Genomic DNA, 15886 nt, shown 5'->3' on the forward strand with positions numbered 1-15886 from the left:
GCCGAGGGGACGCGCTGGTCTTCGTGAGGATAAGGCATTCCGGGACGAGCGAACATCGCCCGGAGGGTATGCCGTCATTGCGCGCGGGGGCGGAGTGATCCAGGGCGCGCCCTATCCGGAGAGGTCACGCTCCGGACTGCTTACGCCTCGCCTCGCAAGGACGGACGGGTCAGCGGGTGATCGGCGGCGGGGGCGCGGCGTTCTCGGGCTTGGCCTCGGTGACCGTGACCGGCCCGCCCGCAACCAGCGCGGCGTAGATCTCGACGCGCTGGCGCAGGCCCTGCGGGGTGTCGTTGTCGCCCGCGATCTGGTCGAACCAGCGACCGGCGCCCTCGATGTCGCCCTTGCGGAGCGCCGTCAGGCCCAGCATCTCGCGGGCGGTGTGGCGGAAGGTGCCGGTGGGCGTGGCGAGGCCCTGAAGCTGGGTGAGCGCGGCGGCCTGATCGGTGCCGTCGAGGCGCAGCAGGGCGGCGCGGAGCCGAGCGAGGTCGCGCAAGGCGTCACCCGCACCCTTGTCGGCGGCGAGCGCGTCGTAGGCGGTGGCGCCTGCCGCAGAATCGCGCTTGCCCGCCTCGGCGGCGTTGCGGAAGCGGGCGAGGAGCGCATAGCCCGCCGGGCCGTCCGCCTGGATCGCGGCGAAATCGCGCTCGGCGTCCGCGGTGTTGCCGTCCTTGGCGAGGCGGTTGGCCCGGTCGAACCGCTCCGAGGTCGCCTCGGCGCGGACCAGTTCGGCGTGGCGCCAGTAGTTCCAGCCGCCGACGCCGGCCACCAGCAGGATCGCGCCGGTGATGATCAGCGCATTGTAGCGCTTCCAGATCTGGATGAACCGGTCGCGGCGATAATCCTCGTCGACCTCGCGGATGAACTCGTTGTTCTCGGCCATCTGTATCCGTGCGTCCCTCGCGGGCCGCGCTCGCCTCGCCTGTCGTCGTCGGGCCCGCGCCTAGCACAGAGCCTCCGGTTTGGCGAAATTTTTTGGATTTTTCGCTGGGTCGTCTTACGCCTGCCCCGGCCAAGCCGCGACGCCGATCAGCAGCGGGTGCAGGTATTTCGCGAACACGAACCACGCCACGAGGCCGACCACCACGGCGATGGCGTCGTTGCGCCAGCCCGCGGGCGCGGCCTGTCCGCCGTGCTGCGCGGCCACCTGCCCTGCGGTCAGCGCGCGGCGCTTGGCGCTGATGCGGGCGGCGACCGCCCAGGCCAGGAAGGCGCCGAACAGCAGCATCGAGCCGAGATCGCCGTTGGCCAGCAGATGCGCGGTCGCCCAGATCTTCACGGCGAGCAGCATCGGGTGCTTCAGCCGGGTGCGGATGTGCCCAGGCAGGTAGGTGGCGGCCAGACTGATGAAGGCGAACAGCGTCAGCAGCACCGCGAGGTGGCGGGTGAAGGTCGGCGGCGACCAGACCGGGATCATCCCCTCCTGCCGATACAGCCCGTAGCCGTAGGCGGTGAGCGCGAGGCCGAGCACCGAGAGCAGGGTGTAGCCGAGCTTGTAGCGCTGCTCGCCGACGCGCCCGATCACCTCGGCGCGCTTGGCCCGTGCCATCGAGAAAGCGTGGGTGCCGAGGAACAGCACGAGGCCGAGGATCAGAACGAGCATGGGGCGGCCTGTGGACGGCGCCTGCGCCGGCCGATCCGGACAAGCTTCCTGTAACGGTTCAAAACGCAATCCTGATGGGATGTCCAGGCTGCTCCGCCCCCTCTCCGTGCTGCTGGCCGTCTCGTGCGGCCTCGTGCCGCTCGGGGGCCGCGCCGTCGAGCCGCCGCTCTCGGCGCTGACCGTGACCGGGCCGGAACGGCTGATGTTCTCGGCGACCCGCGATGCCTGCGACGGGGCCGACGTGCCGGACGCCCCCTCCCGCGCCTTCCGCGATGCGTCCGGCGGGATCGCGATGTTCGGCCTGCACTACCGCAACCGCGCGCTGCGGGGCCCCGACTTCGACAGTCTCAAGATCGATTGCCGCGTCGTGCTCGATTCAGGCGGCAAAAGCGATCCGGCGCTCTACGACGACCGCTCGTGGATCACCGCCACCTGGACCGAGGACGGCGCCAACGTCGCGGCGCTGATCCACCACGAGTTCCAGGCCAACGAGCACGAGGGCCGCTGCCGCTCCAAGGTGTACATGGAGTGCTGGTACAACACGATCACCGCCGCCGCCTCGCGCGACGGCGGCGCGACCTTCGCGCAGACGAAACCGCCCGTGGTCGTCGCCGGGGCGCCGTTCCGGCAGGAGGAGGAGCAGGGCCGGCATCGGGGCTTCTTCAACCCCTCCAACATCGTCGGCGACGGGCGCTGGCGCACCTTCCTGGCCTCGACCACCGGCTGGGACCGGCCCGGCAGCGACCAGCCGGCGGGCGTCTGCCTGTTTCGCTCGGACGACCCCGCCGACCCCACCCGCTGGCGCGCCTGGACCGGCACCGGCTTCACCGCGGCCTTTCCCGATCCGTACCGCAAGGCGGTGAAGCTCGCCGACACCTGCCGCCCGGTCGGGCCGTTTCCCGGCCCGGTCGGGGCGGTGGTGCGCCAGCGCGGCACGGGGGCGTGGATCGCGGTGTTCATGGCGGCCAAGGGCGGCGCCTTCGCGGAATCCGGCTTCTACTGGACGACCTCGCGCGATCTCCTGACCTGGGACGTGCCGCGCTTGGCTGTGGCCGGCGCCACGCTCTACGACGACCCGTGCAAGGCGGGGCCGCGCCTCATCGCCTACCCGTCGCTCATCGATCCGGAGGCCGAGGGCCGCAACTTCGACGATGTCGGCGAGCGGGCGCTCCTCACCTACGCGACGCTGCGGGTCGAGGGCTGCACGATCACCTCGGATCGCGACCTCGTGCGCCGGTCGGTCGCCATCAAGGTCTGGCCTTGAGGGGCGCGCCGCCTACCTCGCGGGCGAAACCCGGAGCCCGCGCATGACCCGCCACTGCCTGCCCTGGACCGATCTGCCGGCGACCCGCGCGCCCTCGGGCGTGGCGAAGCGAAGTCTGGAGGGCAAGGGCGCGAGTCTCGTGCGGGTGTCGATTCCCGCGGGGACGGAGGCGCCGCGCCACAGCCACGACCACGAGCAGTTCGTACAGGTGATCGAGGGCTCGGGCACGTTGGAGACCGAGCAGGGCCGGGTGGCCTTCGCCGCGGGCAGCCTGTTCCACTTCCCCGCGGGCACGTGGCACGCGGCGTCGTTCGACACCGCAACGGTGCTGGTCGAGACGAATTTTTCGGGCTGAGACGGTTTTGGGGCCGTCCCATCCACCCCCCTCATCCTGAGGTGCCGCGTCAGCGGCCTCGAAGGAGGGCTCCAGCCAGCCGCGCGATTTCTGGAGCCCTCCTTCGAGGCTTCGCTTCGCTCCGCACCTCAGGATGAGGGGGGTGGGTGGGAAGCGCCGTCAGGCGATCCCCAGCGCCGCCTTTTCCTCCAAATAAGCCGCCCGCACGCTGTCCTTGCCGTAAGCCCGCTCCAACCGGCGCACCGTGAAGTGGGCCCGCGCCATGCCCTGGAAATGGTCCATGAAGGCGGTGTTGACGGCCGCGCCCCCCAGCGCCCCGATCACCGGCACGGCCTGGGCCGCGACCTTCTGCGAGACGACGATCCCGAAGCGCGAGGCGATCTGCGCCGTGAGCCGCACCAGCGGCGGGGCGCCCGCGTCGAGGAGCGAGCGGTGGGCGGCGTAGCGGGTCGCCTCGGCCATGGTCTTGGCCAGCGCCGCGCGCACGGCGAAGTAGCCGCTCTCTGTAAGCGCCGTCTCGGGGCCGTTGCGCCCGCCGAGCGCGAAGACCTGCACGCAGGCGAGCGCGCCTTCCGGGTCGCTCAGATCCTCGCCCTCCTCGCGGGCGATCTCGGCGATGGAGCGCAGCATCAGCGTGGTCGAGAGCGGCAATTCGATTGCCACGGTGGCGAGCCCGAAGGCGCCGCCGAGCGCGCCGGAGAATGCGGCGAGCGCCTTGTGGCGGGTCTCGCTGGAGCCGACGAGGCGGCCGAGCCGCGCGCCCGCCCCCTCCTCGATCCGCTCCACCGCCGAGCCCGAAGGCTTCACCGCCTTGTCCGGCAGGGTGGCCAGGGCAACGCGGAGTGCCGTGCGCATCGCGGCTTCCGTCGAGCGGCCGACCGCCTCGGTGAGGGGCGCCGGCAGCGCCCGGCCGATCATGTCGAGCGGCGCCCCGGCGGCGGCCGAGAGCCGCGCGGCGAGTCCCGGCCGCTCCAGCACGTCCACCGCCCGGCGGAGCGCCGCGCGGTCGGCCGCCGACAGCGGCGGCAGGGCGGCGGGCGCGACCGGAACCGGCAGGGTCTCGCCGCTCAGCGCGATCTCGTTCACGTCAAGAATCTCCCGAAACGCGTAGGCAGGAGCAAAACGGAGGCCGGGGGGATGGTTCCAGGGCGGCTGCCCTGGTTTCCCGGTATGCCTCAGGCGCCGGCGGTCGCGTCCGCGACCTTAGGCTTTTCGCTCCGCTCGACGCCTCGGCTGAAAGCCGAGGCTCGCTGCGCGGGGCGCTCTTCGCGCCCGGAATGCGGAATGAACGCCGTTCACGCCTTGGCGGCCACCGCCTCCTCTTCCGGCGCGGGGCCGGCCTCCGCCTCCTCCCGGCCTTCACCCAAGGCGGCCAGCGCGATGCAGAGCAGCGCCACCGGAATGCCGATCAGCGCCGAGGCGACGAAGAAGGACGGGTAGCCGAGCCCGTCCACCATGTAGCCGGAGAAGCCGCCGATGAATTTTCCGGGGAGTGCGTAGAGCGAGGACAGCAGCGCGTACTGCGTCGCCACGAAGGCCGGCGAGGTCAGGCCCGACATGTAGGCGATCAGCGCCGTGCCGGCGAAAGCGCCGGAGAAGTTGTCGATCGAGATGCTGGCGATGAAGATCTCGGTGTCGTGGCCGCTGACCGCGAGCCACGCGAACATCAGGTTCGAGCCCGCCGCGACGATGCCGCCGAACAGGAGCGAGGCCTGGATGCCGAAGCGCATCACCGCCCAGCCGCCGGCGAGCGCCCCGACGAGGCCGACGATCACGCCATAGACCTTGGTGACGTTGGCGATCTCGACGAGCGAAAAGCCCTGCTCGATGTAAAACGGCTGCGCCATCACCCCGGAGATGATGTCGGGCAGGCGGTAGAGCATGATCAGCGACAGGATCAGGATCAGCCGCGGACCCTTCCGCCGGATCAGGTCGCCGAACGGCTCGACCACGGCGACCCGCAGGGTGTCGGCGACCCCGCGCGGCTCCGCGTCGGCGTCCGCCGGATCCTGACGGGGGGCGAACAGACAGCCGGCGATGCCGACGAGCATCAACAGCGCCATGGCCTCGTAGGCCATCGCCCAGCTGTAGCCTTGCGCGATGTAGAGGGCGCCGGCCCCGGCGAAGGCGCGGGCGATGGCGTAGCCGAGCTGGTAGCTGCCGAGCATCAGCCCCTGGCGTTCGGTCGGCGCCGCGTCGATGCGCCAGCCGTCGACCACGATGTCCTGCGTCGCCGAGGCGAAGGCGGTCACCAGCGCGCAGACGACGATGTAGAACAGGTCGTCCGAGGGGGCGCCGAAGCTCATGGCGACGAGGCCGCCGGCCACCGCGATCTGCGACAGCAGCATCCACGAGCGCCGCCGCCCGAGCCACCGCGACAGCAGCGGCAGGTCGAGCCGGTCGATCACCGGCGCCCAGACGAACTTCAGCGAGTAGGCGAAGGAGACGTAGGACAGGAGCCCGATGCTGGTGCGCTGGATGCCCGCGGTGGCGAGCCACGCCGACAGCGTCGAGAACACCAGGAGGATCGGCAGGCCGCAGCCGAAGCCGAGGGCCAGCATCAGGAGCAGGCGCGGGTCCTCCAGCACGTCGCGGGGCCGCAAGCCCCTCCGGCCCTTCGCTGCCGCCATCGCCGATCCCCTCTTTCGCTCCGTCCGGCCTATGCGCAAAAATCGCGGCAGCCTCGGGGCTGCTAGCCACAACGCCTTGCGGCGGGCACGCGACTTCGGGATTCCGGCGCCTGCAACGCTTTCCCAACGCTTGCCCGTCTATGGATAAGGCAAGCTTGACGGAAGCGTGAAGTCGGTTCCGGAACGGGAGCGACCGTCTCTCGTTGGGGGGAACCGATCGCTCGCTTGCGGCATCGGTTTCATGGGTTCGCGTGCGGCTCTCCCCGAGCGGCACGCCTCGCGTCGGCGTCAGGATGACGGGTTTTCCCACAGAGGCGACGGCCTTCCCGCCCGGTTTCACCGTCGAGGTGTTCGCGGCCGCCTTCGAGGCGAGCCCGACCCCGATGGTCGTCACCGATCCGCGCCGGGACGACAACCCGATCGTCTGGGCCAACGGCGCCTTCCTTGGGCTGACCGGCTACGGCCGCGACGAACTCTACGGCCACAATTGCCGCCGGCTTCAGGGCCCGGCGACCGACCGGACGACGCTGAACCGCCTTCGCGAGGCGATCGGACAGGGCCGCGCGTTCGAGTGCGAATTGCTCAACTATCGCAAGGACGGCACGCCGTTCTGGAACGGGATGACGGTCAACCCGGTGCGGGACGCCGCAGGCGAGATCCTCTACTTCTTCTCGGCCCAGGCCGACATGACCGACAAGCACCGCCTGGAGGCCGCCATGCGCGACGCCAACGGCGCGCTGGAGCGGGAGGTGGGCGAGCGCACCGCCGACCTGCGCTTCGCCCTGGAGCAGAAGACGGCTTTGCTCCACGAGGTCGATCACCGGGTCAAGAACAACCTTCAGGTCATCTCCTCCCTGATGCTGCTGAAGGCGCGCCGCACGCCGCAGGGCGAGGCCCGCGACGCGCTCCAGGCGATGGCCGACCGCATCGGCGCCCTCTCGACCGCCCACCGGATGCTCTACCAGGAGGGCGACGCCGCCCGCTTCGAGTTCCGCGAATTCGCCGACGACCTGATCGCCGACCTCGCCGCCGCGCACGGGCCGGGCTCCGCGCATGGGCCGTGCGCGGCGCGGGTCGAGAGCGAGATGGAGCCGCTGGCGTTGCCCGCCGCCATGGCGGCGCCGCTCGCGCTGCTGCTGCACGAACTCGCCGGTAACGCGCTGCGCCACGCCTTCCCCCGCGAGCGGGCGGGCCGGGTACGGGTGAGCGCGCGGCGTTCGGGCGAGTCTTTGGAACTCGCCATCGAGGACGACGGGATCGGCCTCACGGCGGGCCCCCCCAACCCGACGGGGTTCGGGCGCATGCTGGTCGAGATGGTGGTGCGGCAATTGCGCGGCACCATCGCGTGGTCGGAGGCCGAGCCCGGCACCCGCGTCGCGATCCGCGTACCGCTGCCCGCGGACGGCCTCAGGTGACGGGCCTTTCCCAGCGCCGCCGCTTCGTGCCATCTCCTCCCGATGGCGGGATCGTCCCGCCGCGACGCGGGGAAGGAGAGGCGGGATGCCCGAGGTGAGCCCCGCAGCGGGCGACAGCCCGGCCGCGGGCGAGAGCCCGCCAGCGGGCGAGGGCCTGCGCATCCTCGTGGTCGAGGACGAGGTGCTTATCGCCCTCGAACTCGAATGTCTCTTGGAAGACCTCGGCCATGTCAGCGTCGGCGTGGCCAGCGCCTCGGCGGAGGCCATCGCGCTCGGGCAGCGCACCGCGCCCGACGTGGCGCTCGTGGACATCCACCTGATCGACGGCCCGACCGGCATCGAGGTCGCCCGCGCACTCAGCGCCGACCCGCGCACCACGGTGGTGTTCATGACGGCCAACGCCAAGCGCATCCCGCCGGACTTCGCGGGCGCCGTCGGGGTGATCGCCAAGCCCTATTCCGAGCGCACCGTGGCGAGCGCGCTCGACTACGTCGCCCGCTGCCGTTCCGGGCAATCGGGCGATGTGCCGTCAGGGGAGACGCTCGACGGCTTCTGCCTCGCGCCGCGCGCCGGGTAGGGTGGAGGACGGGCTGCGCTCGACGGGCTTTTTGGCCGGGCGGATCGCCTGCGCGAAGGTGAACAGCATCCCCGGATCGACCGCCCGCTTCACCGCGGCGAGCTTGGCGTAGTTTTCGCCGTAATAGGCGTCCTGCCAGTCGGCCAGGGACGGGTCGGAAAAGTTCTGGAAGGCGCCGACCGCGCCGGTGCGTCGGTTGACGTCGTCGTAGAAGTGCTGCTGCCAATCGAGGGTCCGGGCGATTTGGCTCGCCGAGTCGGTCGGGCTCCACCAATTGGCCTCGACGGTGAACAGCCAGTCGGACCCGCGGTGGACGTAGGCCGTGTCGGTCCGACCGAGGCGGTCGATGGCGCCGCCGACTTGGAAGAACTTGAAGCTCACCGGCATGGAGGTGGCCGGCATTTTTGCCGCCCCGTCGAACATCGCCGCGACCGCCTCGTCGTCGATCGAAGCGGCCCGCATGTAGCTCGACTTCTCCTGATAGGAGTACGGGAACGTCGTCTCGGTCAGGAAGTCCTGGCCCTGCCAGTACGGCACGTCCGCCTTGATCTGCGACCGGCCCGTGTCGATCATCTCCCAGGTGGACTTGAAGATGTCCTTCAGTGCGTAGGCCGAGCCGTGGAGCTGGCCGAGGATCGAGAGTGTGAGCGGGGCGTGGTCGCATCCCTCCTGCCGACTCGGGATGGTGACGGCGATCTTGGAGCCGAAATCGTCGGGGGCGCTCGCGAGTTCGCTCAGCAGGAGCTTCAGGACCTTGGGGAGGTCCTTGCTCCAGGTGAGGTTGAACACCGTCACCGAATCCGCCGGGCGGGTCTCGAGGGTGAAGCCGGTGCTGATGCCGAAATTCCCGCCGCCGCCGCCGCGGCAGGCCCAGAACAGGTCGCGGTCGGTGTCGGCGTCGGCCCGCACGAACTGGCCGTCGGCGGTGACGAGTTCGGTCGCGCGCATGAGATCGGAACCCACGCCGAACTTGCGCATGTTGAAACCGATGCCGCCGCCGAGCAGGAAGCCCGCGGCGCCCACCGTGTCGCAGCGGCCGTGGGTGATGGTGCGGCCCATCCGCTCCATCTGCTTGTAGGCGAGCAGGTTCAGCGTCCCGCCCTTGACCGTGACGAGGCTGCCGCTGCCGGCCACCGGCGTCACGCCCGCCATGAGGGACATGTCGATCAGCAGACCGGGCGTGGTCGAGAAGCCGGCATAATTGTGCCCGCCGGAGCGGACCGCGAAGGGCATGGCCTGCCGCTGCACCCAAGCGATGCAGGCCTGCACGTCCGCGGCATTGGTGCAGCGGGCGATGCCGGCGGGCAGGGTCGCGCCGTAGCGCAGGTTGTTCGGCCGGCAGATGTCGGCGAAGAACGGGTCCTCCGGCCGCAGCACGCCGCCCTTCACCGCGCGCGCCAGATCGGTCCAGGCCGAGGGCGGCGGACACGCGCCCGCCTCGAACGCGAGCGCCGAGCCCGGCATGAGCCGGGCCGCCGCGGCGAACCCGCCGAGCCCGACGAGAAACTTCCGGCGCGACGACCGCAATTCGAGTGTCATGGCCCCGTGCATCCTGTGCTTGTCGGGATCGATTTGGCCGATGATTCTTTCACGGGACGTTAAAATTGGGGCGGCGGGTCTTTTTGGAATTGGATGTCGGCGCCCGTGTCGTCGGCCTATCCAATCAAACCCCCTCATCCTGCGGTGCCGCGTAGCGGCCTCGAAGGAGGGCTCCAGTCCACGCGCGATCCCTGGAGCTCTCCTTCGAGGCTTCGCTGTGCTTCGCACCTCAGGATGAGGATGAGGGTTGGATTTTTTTTGGACATTATTGCGCGGACATAATGGATCTACGGGTAATTCCGGTTCCAATCAGTCTTTCTGGGTTCCGGAGCATCCCCGTCATTGCCGGCGAAGGCGAAGTAATCCAGCGGTGCGACCTTTCCGGATGGCGCGGAGCCTTGGATTGCTTCGGCTCCGCCTCGCAACGACGGAGTGCTCGATCTGAGAACGAGAGGCGCGGCCCGAGACCCCTGCGCGCCGCCCTGTGCCGAATCGGCTGTTACCGCGCCCGCTCCGCTTTCAGCCGGTACAGCGCGTCGAGCGCCTCCCGCGGCGTCAGGCTGTCGGGGTCGATCGTGTCCAGTAAGTCCCCCAGCGTGTCCTCGGGCGGAAGGGCGACGGCCTCCGGTGGGGGCGGGGCGATCTCGGTAAGGCTCGCAAACAGCGGCAGGTCGTCGATGCGGGCACGCGACGGGCGCTCGCGTTCGGACGATTCGAGCCCCTTGAGGATCGTGCCGGCCCGCGCCACCACGCTGGCCGGCAAGCCGGCGAGGCGGGCGACCTGCAGGCCGTAGGAGCGCTCGGCCACGCCCGGCACCACCTCGTGCAGAAACACCACGTCGCCGCGGTGCTCGGCAACCTTCAGGGTTGCGTTGTCGAGGCGCGGCAAGCGCTTGGAGAGCGCGGTCAGTTCGTGGAAATGCGTGGCGAACAGCGCCCGGCAGCCGTTCTTCTCGTGGAGGTGCTCCAGGCAGGCCCAGGCGATGGAGAGCCCGTCGAAGGTCGCGGTGCCGCGCCCGATCTCGTCGAGGACGACGAGGGAACGGCGCGTCGCCTGGTTCAGGATCGCGGCGGTCTCGACCATCTCGACCATGAAGGTCGAATGCCCCCGCGCGAGGTCGTCCGCCGCGCCGACGCGGGAAAAGAGCCGATCGACCACGCCGAGATGGGCAGAGCGGGCCGGCACGAAGGCGCCCATCTGCGCGAGCACCGCGACCAGCGCGTTCTGGCGCAGGAAGGTCGACTTGCCGCCCATGTTCGGGCCGGTGACGAGGCGGATGCGCCCGGCCTCCTCCCCCGACAGGTCGCAGGCGTTGGCGATGAAGGCTTCGCCCGCCTTGCGCAAAGCCGCCTCCACCACCGGATGGCGTCCGCCCTCAACGGCAAAGGCGAGGCTGTCGTCGAGGCGGGGCCGTGCCCAATCGAGTTCGACCGCGAGTTCGGCGTGGCTTCCCGCCACATCCAGCGCCGAGAGCGCATCGGCGATGTCGGCGATTGTTTCGGATTGGGCCATCACGCGGGTGGCGAGCGTGTCGAACACTTGCGCTTCCAGCGCCAGCACCCGGTCGGAGGCGCCCGCGATCTTCGATTCCAGCTCGCCGAGTTCGACGCTGGTGAAGCGCATGGCATCGACCATGGTCTGGCGATGCACGAAGTCCTTCATCAGGCCCTTGAGGCAGGCCTCGCCCACCGCCTGCGGCACCTCGATGTAGTAGCCGAGCACGTTGTTGTGCTTGATCCTGAGCGTGCGGCAGCCGCTGGCCTCGGCGTAGCGCGCCTGCAAAGCCGCGATCACCTTTCGCGAGTCCTGGCCGAGCAGGCGGCCTTCGTCGATCTCGGGGTGATAGCCGGCACGCACGAAATTGCCGTCGCGGCGGTTGAGCGGCAGGTCGTCGGCGAGCGCGGCTGCGAGTTCCGCGGCCAAATCCCGGTCGGCGTCGTCGAGGCGGCGCACGAGGCGGGCGATGCCCTCGGGCAGCTCAGTGCCGCCGAGGCCCTCGGCGATGGCGAGCGCGGCGTCCAACCCGCCGTGCAAAGCGGCGAGGTCGCGCGGGCCGGCGCGGCCGAGGCCGAGCCGCGACAGCGCGCGGGCGAGGTCGGGGGCGGCCTTGAGCGCGTCGCGCAGGTGCGCCCGCAGCGACCCGTCCGCGACGAGGAAGGCCACGGCATCGTGCCGCCGCGCGATGTTTTGCAGGTCGGTCAGCGGGCCGGCGAGGTGTTCGGCGAGCAGTCGCGCGCCGCCCGCCGAGACGGTGCGGTCGATGGCCTCCAGCAGGCTGCCCTTGCGCTCGCCCGACAGCGTACGGGTGAGTTCGAGATTGGCCCGGGTCGCCGCGTCGATGGCGAGCGTCGCCCCGGACGCCTCGCGAGAGGGGGCCGAGAGCGGCACCTTCGCCCCGAACTGCGTGCGCTCGATGTAGAGGAGCGCGGCACCGGCGGCTGCGATCTCGGCACGGGAGAAGGAGCCGAAGCCGTCGAGCGTCTTGATGCCGAACTGCTCGCGGATGCGCCGCTCGGCCGAGGCCGGCTCCAGCTCGGCGGCGGCCAGCGGCACCACCGCGGCCTTCGTGTCGCGCCACAGTCGCGTCAGCGCCGGGTCGGCGTGGATCGCTTCCGACAGCACGATCTCCCGTGGTTCGTGCCGGGCGATGGCGGCGGGCAGTTCCGTACCGTCGACTTCGCTCAGCGAAAATCGCCCGGTCGAGATGTCGATGGCGGCCAAGCCATAGGCCTCGCGGGCGTCCGACACCTTGCGGCGGCCGATGGCGAGCAACAGGTTGGCGCGGGCCGGATCGAGCAGGCGATCCTCGGTGAGCGTGCCCGGCGTGACGAGGCGGGTCACCTCGCGCCGCACCACGGATTTCGGCCCGCGCTTCTTGGCCTCCGCCGGGTCCTCGGTCTGCTGGCAGACGGCGACGCGGTGGCCCAGCGCGATCAGGCGGTGGAGGTAGTCGTCGGAGCGCTCCACCGGCACGCCGCACATCGGGATGTCGGCGCCGCCGTGCTTGCCGCGCTTGGTCAGCACGATGCCGAGCGCGCGCGAGGCGATCTCGGCGTCCTCGAAGAACAGCTCGTAGAAGTCGCCCATCCGGTAGAACAGCAGGCAGTCCGGATTGGCCGCCTTGATCTCGATATACTGCGCCATCATCGGCGTGGCGCCGGGGATGTCCAACGGGGATGTGACGGGCGAGGAGGTCACCGAATCCGCCGGGTTCGCACGACGCTCGAGGGCCAGGGAACGAGAGGCCTGGGGGCGAGGGGAACTGGAACGCATGGGGAGGAGGCTAGCAGCTCCGCCCCCATGCGGCACCGGAGACGGAGCGCGAACATCGTGGACAAGTGTGCGCTCTCCCCAGGCGGTGCAAGCGGGCACGAAAAAGCCCGCCGGGCTTTACGCCGGGCGGGCCGTCTCGTTCTGAACTCGTAGGGATCGTCGCCGAGGCCGGCGACGATCCTCGAAGATCGATCAGTAGCGCGGGCCGTTGGTGGTGTTGCCGAGCTGCTGCTGGTAGCCGGGACGCTCCGGGTTGCGGGCGTTCGGGTTGCCGTGGCGCATCGTGTTGTAGCGGCGGGCGCGGCGGTAGGCCTTGGTGGTGCCGTGGCGGTGGTGCCAGCCGTGGCGGTGATGGTGGCGACCGCCATGCACCACGGTCTCGACCGCATCGCCGGCGACGATGCCGGGGGCGGGCATCGCCGGGGCGGCCGAGGCCGAGCCGGCGCCGAGGCCGCAGAGCAGCACGCCGGCTGCGAGGGTGAGGGCAATCCGCATGGGTCTCTCGTCCGTCCGTAGTTCGGTCCGTGCTCGCTCGGCACGTCGAGCCCTCAAGTCGCTGAACGGCCTCGCGTTCCATGGGTAGGGGCTTTGTTCCCTGACAAATATTTGGTGGAGTCAACGGAATATTTCTGGATGGCCGAAACGTGCGGTCCCGACCGTTGCGTGGGGGCGCGAACCGGGCCAACTCCCCGTGCCATGCCGCTCGCCGCTCCGCCCCGCCCGTCCGATTCCGTCTCCCTGCCGATCGAAGCCGCCCTCCCCGCCCTGCGCGCGGCGCTCGACCGGCGCAACGCCGCTGTGCTCGTCGCCCCGCCGGGCGCGGGCAAGACCACGCGGGTCCCGCTCGCCCTGCTCGACCAGCCCTGGCTCGACGGCCGGAAGATCATCCTCTTGGAGCCGCGCCGGCTCGCCGCCCGCGGCGCGGCCGAGCGGATGGCCAAGACGCTCGGCGAGCGCGTCGGCGACACGGTGGGCCTGCGGGTGCGGCTCGGCTCCAAGATTTCCGCCCGCACCCGCATCGAGGTCGTCACCGAGGGCGTGTTCACCCGCATGATCCTCGACGACCCGGAGCTGACCGGGATCGGCGCCGTGCTGTTCGACGAGTTCCACGAGCGCTCGCTGGACGCCGACCTCGGCCTCGGCTTCGCCCTCGACGCGCAAGCGGGCTTACGCGAGGACCTGCGCATTCTGGTGATGTCGGCGACCCTCGACGGCGCCCGCGTGGCCGGGCTTCTCGGGGATGCGCCGGTCGTCGAATCCGAGGGCCGGGCCTATCCGGTCGAGACGCGCCATCTCGACCGTAGTACGGGCGAGCGCATCGAGGACGCGATGGCCGGCGCGATCCTGCGGGCCCTGCGGGCCGATCCGGGCTCGTTGCTCGCCTTCCTGCCGGGGCAGGCCGAGATCCGCCGCACCGCCGAGCGGCTGGAGGGCCGCCTGCCGGAGGGCATCGACCTCGCCCCCCTCTACGGCGCGCTGACACAGGGGGAGCAGGACCGGGCGGTCGCCCCGGCCCCGTCCGGCCGGCGCAAGGTGGTTCTGGCCACTTCCATCGCCGAGACCTCGCTGACGATCGAGGGCGTGCGCATCGTCGTCGATTCCGGGCTCGCCCGCGTGCCGCTCTACGAGCCCGGCAACGGCATGACCCGCCTCGTCACGGCCCGCGCTTCCCGCGCCTCGGTGGATCAGCGCCGGGGCCGCGCCGGGCGCACCGAGCCAGGTGTCTGCTGGCGGCTCTGGCCCGAGGCCGCGACCGCCGCGCTCGAACCCTTCGCCCGGCCGGAAATCCTGTCCGCCGACCTCGCCGGCCTCGTGCTCGATTGCGCCGCCTGGGGGGTGTCCGACCCGACCGCCCTGCCCTTCCTCGATCCGCCCCCCGCTCCGGCGCTCACGGAAGCCCGCGCGATGCTGGCCGATCTCGGCGCGCTCGACGGCGACGGGCGCCTCACCGCCACCGGCCGGACCCTGCGGGCCCTGCCGCTGCCGCCGCGCCTCGCCCGGATGGTCGCCCGCGCCGCCGAGATCGGCCACGCCCGCCGGGCCGCGGAACTGGCCGCCCTGCTGGTGGAGCGGGGGCTCGGCGGCGATTCCGTCGATCTCGCCGACCGCCTCGACCGCTTTTGCCGCGACCGCGGCGGGCGCGCCGCCGACATGCGCCGCCTCGCCGAGGGCTGGGCCCGCCAGGCCGAGCGCGCCGCCGGCGCCCGTCTCCCCGAGCCCGATCCGACCCTCTCCGAACCCGGCGCGCTGCTGGCGCTGGCCTATCCCGACCGGGTCGCGCGCGCGCGGGGCCGCGAGGGCGCGGTGCTGATGGCCAACGGCCGGGCCGGATTGTTCGACCCGGCGAGCGCGCTCGCCCGCGAGTCCTTCGTCGTGGTGGCCGACCTCACCGGAACGGCGGCCAACGCCCGCATCCTCGCCGCCGCCGCCATCTCCTCGCAGACCATCGACGCGCTGTTTTCCGACCGGATCGAGACGGTGCGGAGCGTCTCCTTTGACGGTCAGGCGCGGGCCCTGCGGGCGCGTGAAATCCGCCGCCTCGGCGCGGTGAGCCTCGACGAGCGCACCCTGCCCGTCCCGGCCGACGCGGAGGCCGCGCGGGTGCTGGCCCGCGGGATCAGTGGGCTCGGCATCGAGCGTCTGCCCTGGACGCCGGCGCTGACGCAGTGGCGCGCCCGCGTGCGCTTCATGCATGAGGCGGAAGGTGGCGAGTGGCCCGACCTTTCCGACGAAGCGCTGGCCGCGTCGGTGGAGGACTGGCTCGCGCCGGGCATCGTCGGGCGCCATTCGCTGGCCGCGATCACCGCCGACGACCTCGGTCAAGCGCTGCAATCGCTGCTGCCCTGGCAGCTGCGCGCCCGGCTGGAGGCGGAGGCGCCGAGCCATGTCGAGGTGCCGACCGGCTCTCGCATCCCGGTCGATTACGAATCCGGCCCCGAGCCGGTGCTGGCGGTGCGGGTGCAGGAGCTGTTCGGCCTCGACCGGCACCCGACGCTCGGCGGCGGGCGGGTGCCGCTGGTGCTGCACCTGCTCTCGCCGGCCCAGCGCCCGATCCAGATCACCCGCGACCTGCCCGGCTTCTGGCGCGGCTCCTGGGCCTCCGTCCGCTCGGAGATGCGCGGGCGCTATCCCCGCCACCCCTGGCCGGAAGACCCGCTCGCCGAGGCGCCGACCCGGCGGGCCAAGCCGAGGGGTACGTGACGCGACGGCCCGCGCAAGGCTACGAGGG

The 15886-nt window shown here is 71.4% G+C and carries 12 protein-coding genes; 5 read left to right on the plus strand and 7 right to left on the minus strand.

Annotated elements, in window-relative coordinates:
* Positions 1-169: 169 nt before the first annotated feature.
* Both ASG52_RS04560 and ASG52_RS04565 read right to left on the minus strand, forming a co-directional pair.
* Complete coding sequence (locus ASG52_RS04560; RefSeq protein ID WP_056239696.1) at positions 170-883, minus strand: tetratricopeptide repeat protein; 714 nt, start codon at positions 881-883, stop codon at positions 170-172.
* A 114-nt stretch (positions 884-997) separates the two neighbouring features.
* Positions 998-1603, minus strand: a complete 606-nt coding sequence (locus ASG52_RS04565; protein WP_056239701.1) for an NnrU family protein — start codon at positions 1601-1603, stop codon at positions 998-1000.
* 79 nt (positions 1604-1682) lie between these two features.
* On the opposite strand from ASG52_RS04565, the gene ASG52_RS04570 reads away from it, so the two are divergent.
* Positions 1683-2867 (plus strand): hypothetical protein, encoded by a 1185-nt coding sequence (locus ASG52_RS04570; protein ID WP_056239706.1) that lies wholly within the window; start codon positions 1683-1685, stop codon positions 2865-2867.
* 43 nt (positions 2868-2910) lie between these two features.
* Positions 2911-3222 (plus strand): cupin domain-containing protein, encoded by a 312-nt coding sequence (locus ASG52_RS04575; protein ID WP_056239709.1) that lies wholly within the window; start codon positions 2911-2913, stop codon positions 3220-3222.
* A 159-nt stretch (positions 3223-3381) separates the two neighbouring features.
* Here the strand turns inward: ASG52_RS04575 and ASG52_RS04580 are convergent, their stop codons facing one another.
* Together ASG52_RS04580 and ASG52_RS04585 are read right to left on the minus strand one after the other, a co-directional pair.
* Positions 3382-4308: an EcsC family protein gene (locus tag ASG52_RS04580; protein WP_056239712.1), complete on the minus strand. Its 927-nt coding sequence runs from the start codon at positions 4306-4308 to the stop codon at positions 3382-3384.
* A gap of 209 nt (positions 4309-4517) precedes the next feature.
* Positions 4518-5852: an AmpG family muropeptide MFS transporter gene (locus ASG52_RS04585; protein WP_056239716.1), complete on the minus strand. Its 1335-nt coding sequence runs from the start codon at positions 5850-5852 to the stop codon at positions 4518-4520.
* A 293-nt stretch (positions 5853-6145) separates the two neighbouring features.
* Here ASG52_RS04585 and ASG52_RS04590 point away from each other — a divergent pair, with 293 nt between their 5' ends.
* Both ASG52_RS04590 and ASG52_RS04595 read left to right on the plus strand, forming a co-directional pair.
* Entirely contained in the window at positions 6146-7267 is a 1122-nt protein-coding gene (locus ASG52_RS04590) for a histidine kinase dimerization/phosphoacceptor domain -containing protein (RefSeq protein ID WP_056239719.1), read from the plus strand.
* Between the two features lie 85 nt (positions 7268-7352).
* Positions 7353-7844: a response regulator gene (locus ASG52_RS04595; protein WP_082552341.1), complete on the plus strand. Its 492-nt coding sequence runs from the start codon at positions 7353-7355 to the stop codon at positions 7842-7844.
* Here the strand turns inward: ASG52_RS04595 and ASG52_RS04600 are convergent.
* The 3 genes from ASG52_RS04600 to ASG52_RS04610 form a co-directional block, all read right to left on the minus strand.
* Complete coding sequence (locus ASG52_RS04600) at positions 7797-9383, minus strand: FAD-binding oxidoreductase (protein ID WP_200945568.1); 1587 nt, start codon at positions 9381-9383, stop codon at positions 7797-7799. The two genes, ASG52_RS04595 and ASG52_RS04600, sit on opposite strands and share 48 nt — an antisense overlap.
* A gap of 499 nt (positions 9384-9882) precedes the next feature.
* Positions 9883-12657, minus strand: coding sequence for a DNA mismatch repair protein MutS (mutS, locus tag ASG52_RS04605; RefSeq protein WP_056239720.1), 2775 nt, complete (start codon positions 12655-12657; stop codon positions 9883-9885).
* Positions 12658-12849: 192 nt separating this feature from the next.
* Positions 12850-13152: a hypothetical protein gene (locus ASG52_RS04610; RefSeq protein WP_056239723.1), complete on the minus strand. Its 303-nt coding sequence runs from the start codon at positions 13150-13152 to the stop codon at positions 12850-12852.
* Positions 13153-13353: 201 nt separating this feature from the next.
* Here ASG52_RS04610 and hrpB point away from each other — a divergent pair, with 201 nt between their 5' ends.
* The gene (gene hrpB, locus ASG52_RS04615; RefSeq protein WP_056239725.1) at positions 13354-15858 is read left to right on the plus strand and encodes an ATP-dependent helicase HrpB; all 2505 of its coding nucleotides are present in this window, start codon (positions 13354-13356) and stop codon (positions 15856-15858) included.
* The last annotated feature ends 28 nt before the right edge of the window (positions 15859-15886 follow it).

The sequence above is a fragment of the Methylobacterium sp. Leaf456 genome, assembly GCF_001425465.1.
Taxonomy (GTDB): domain Bacteria; phylum Pseudomonadota; class Alphaproteobacteria; order Rhizobiales; family Beijerinckiaceae; genus Methylobacterium.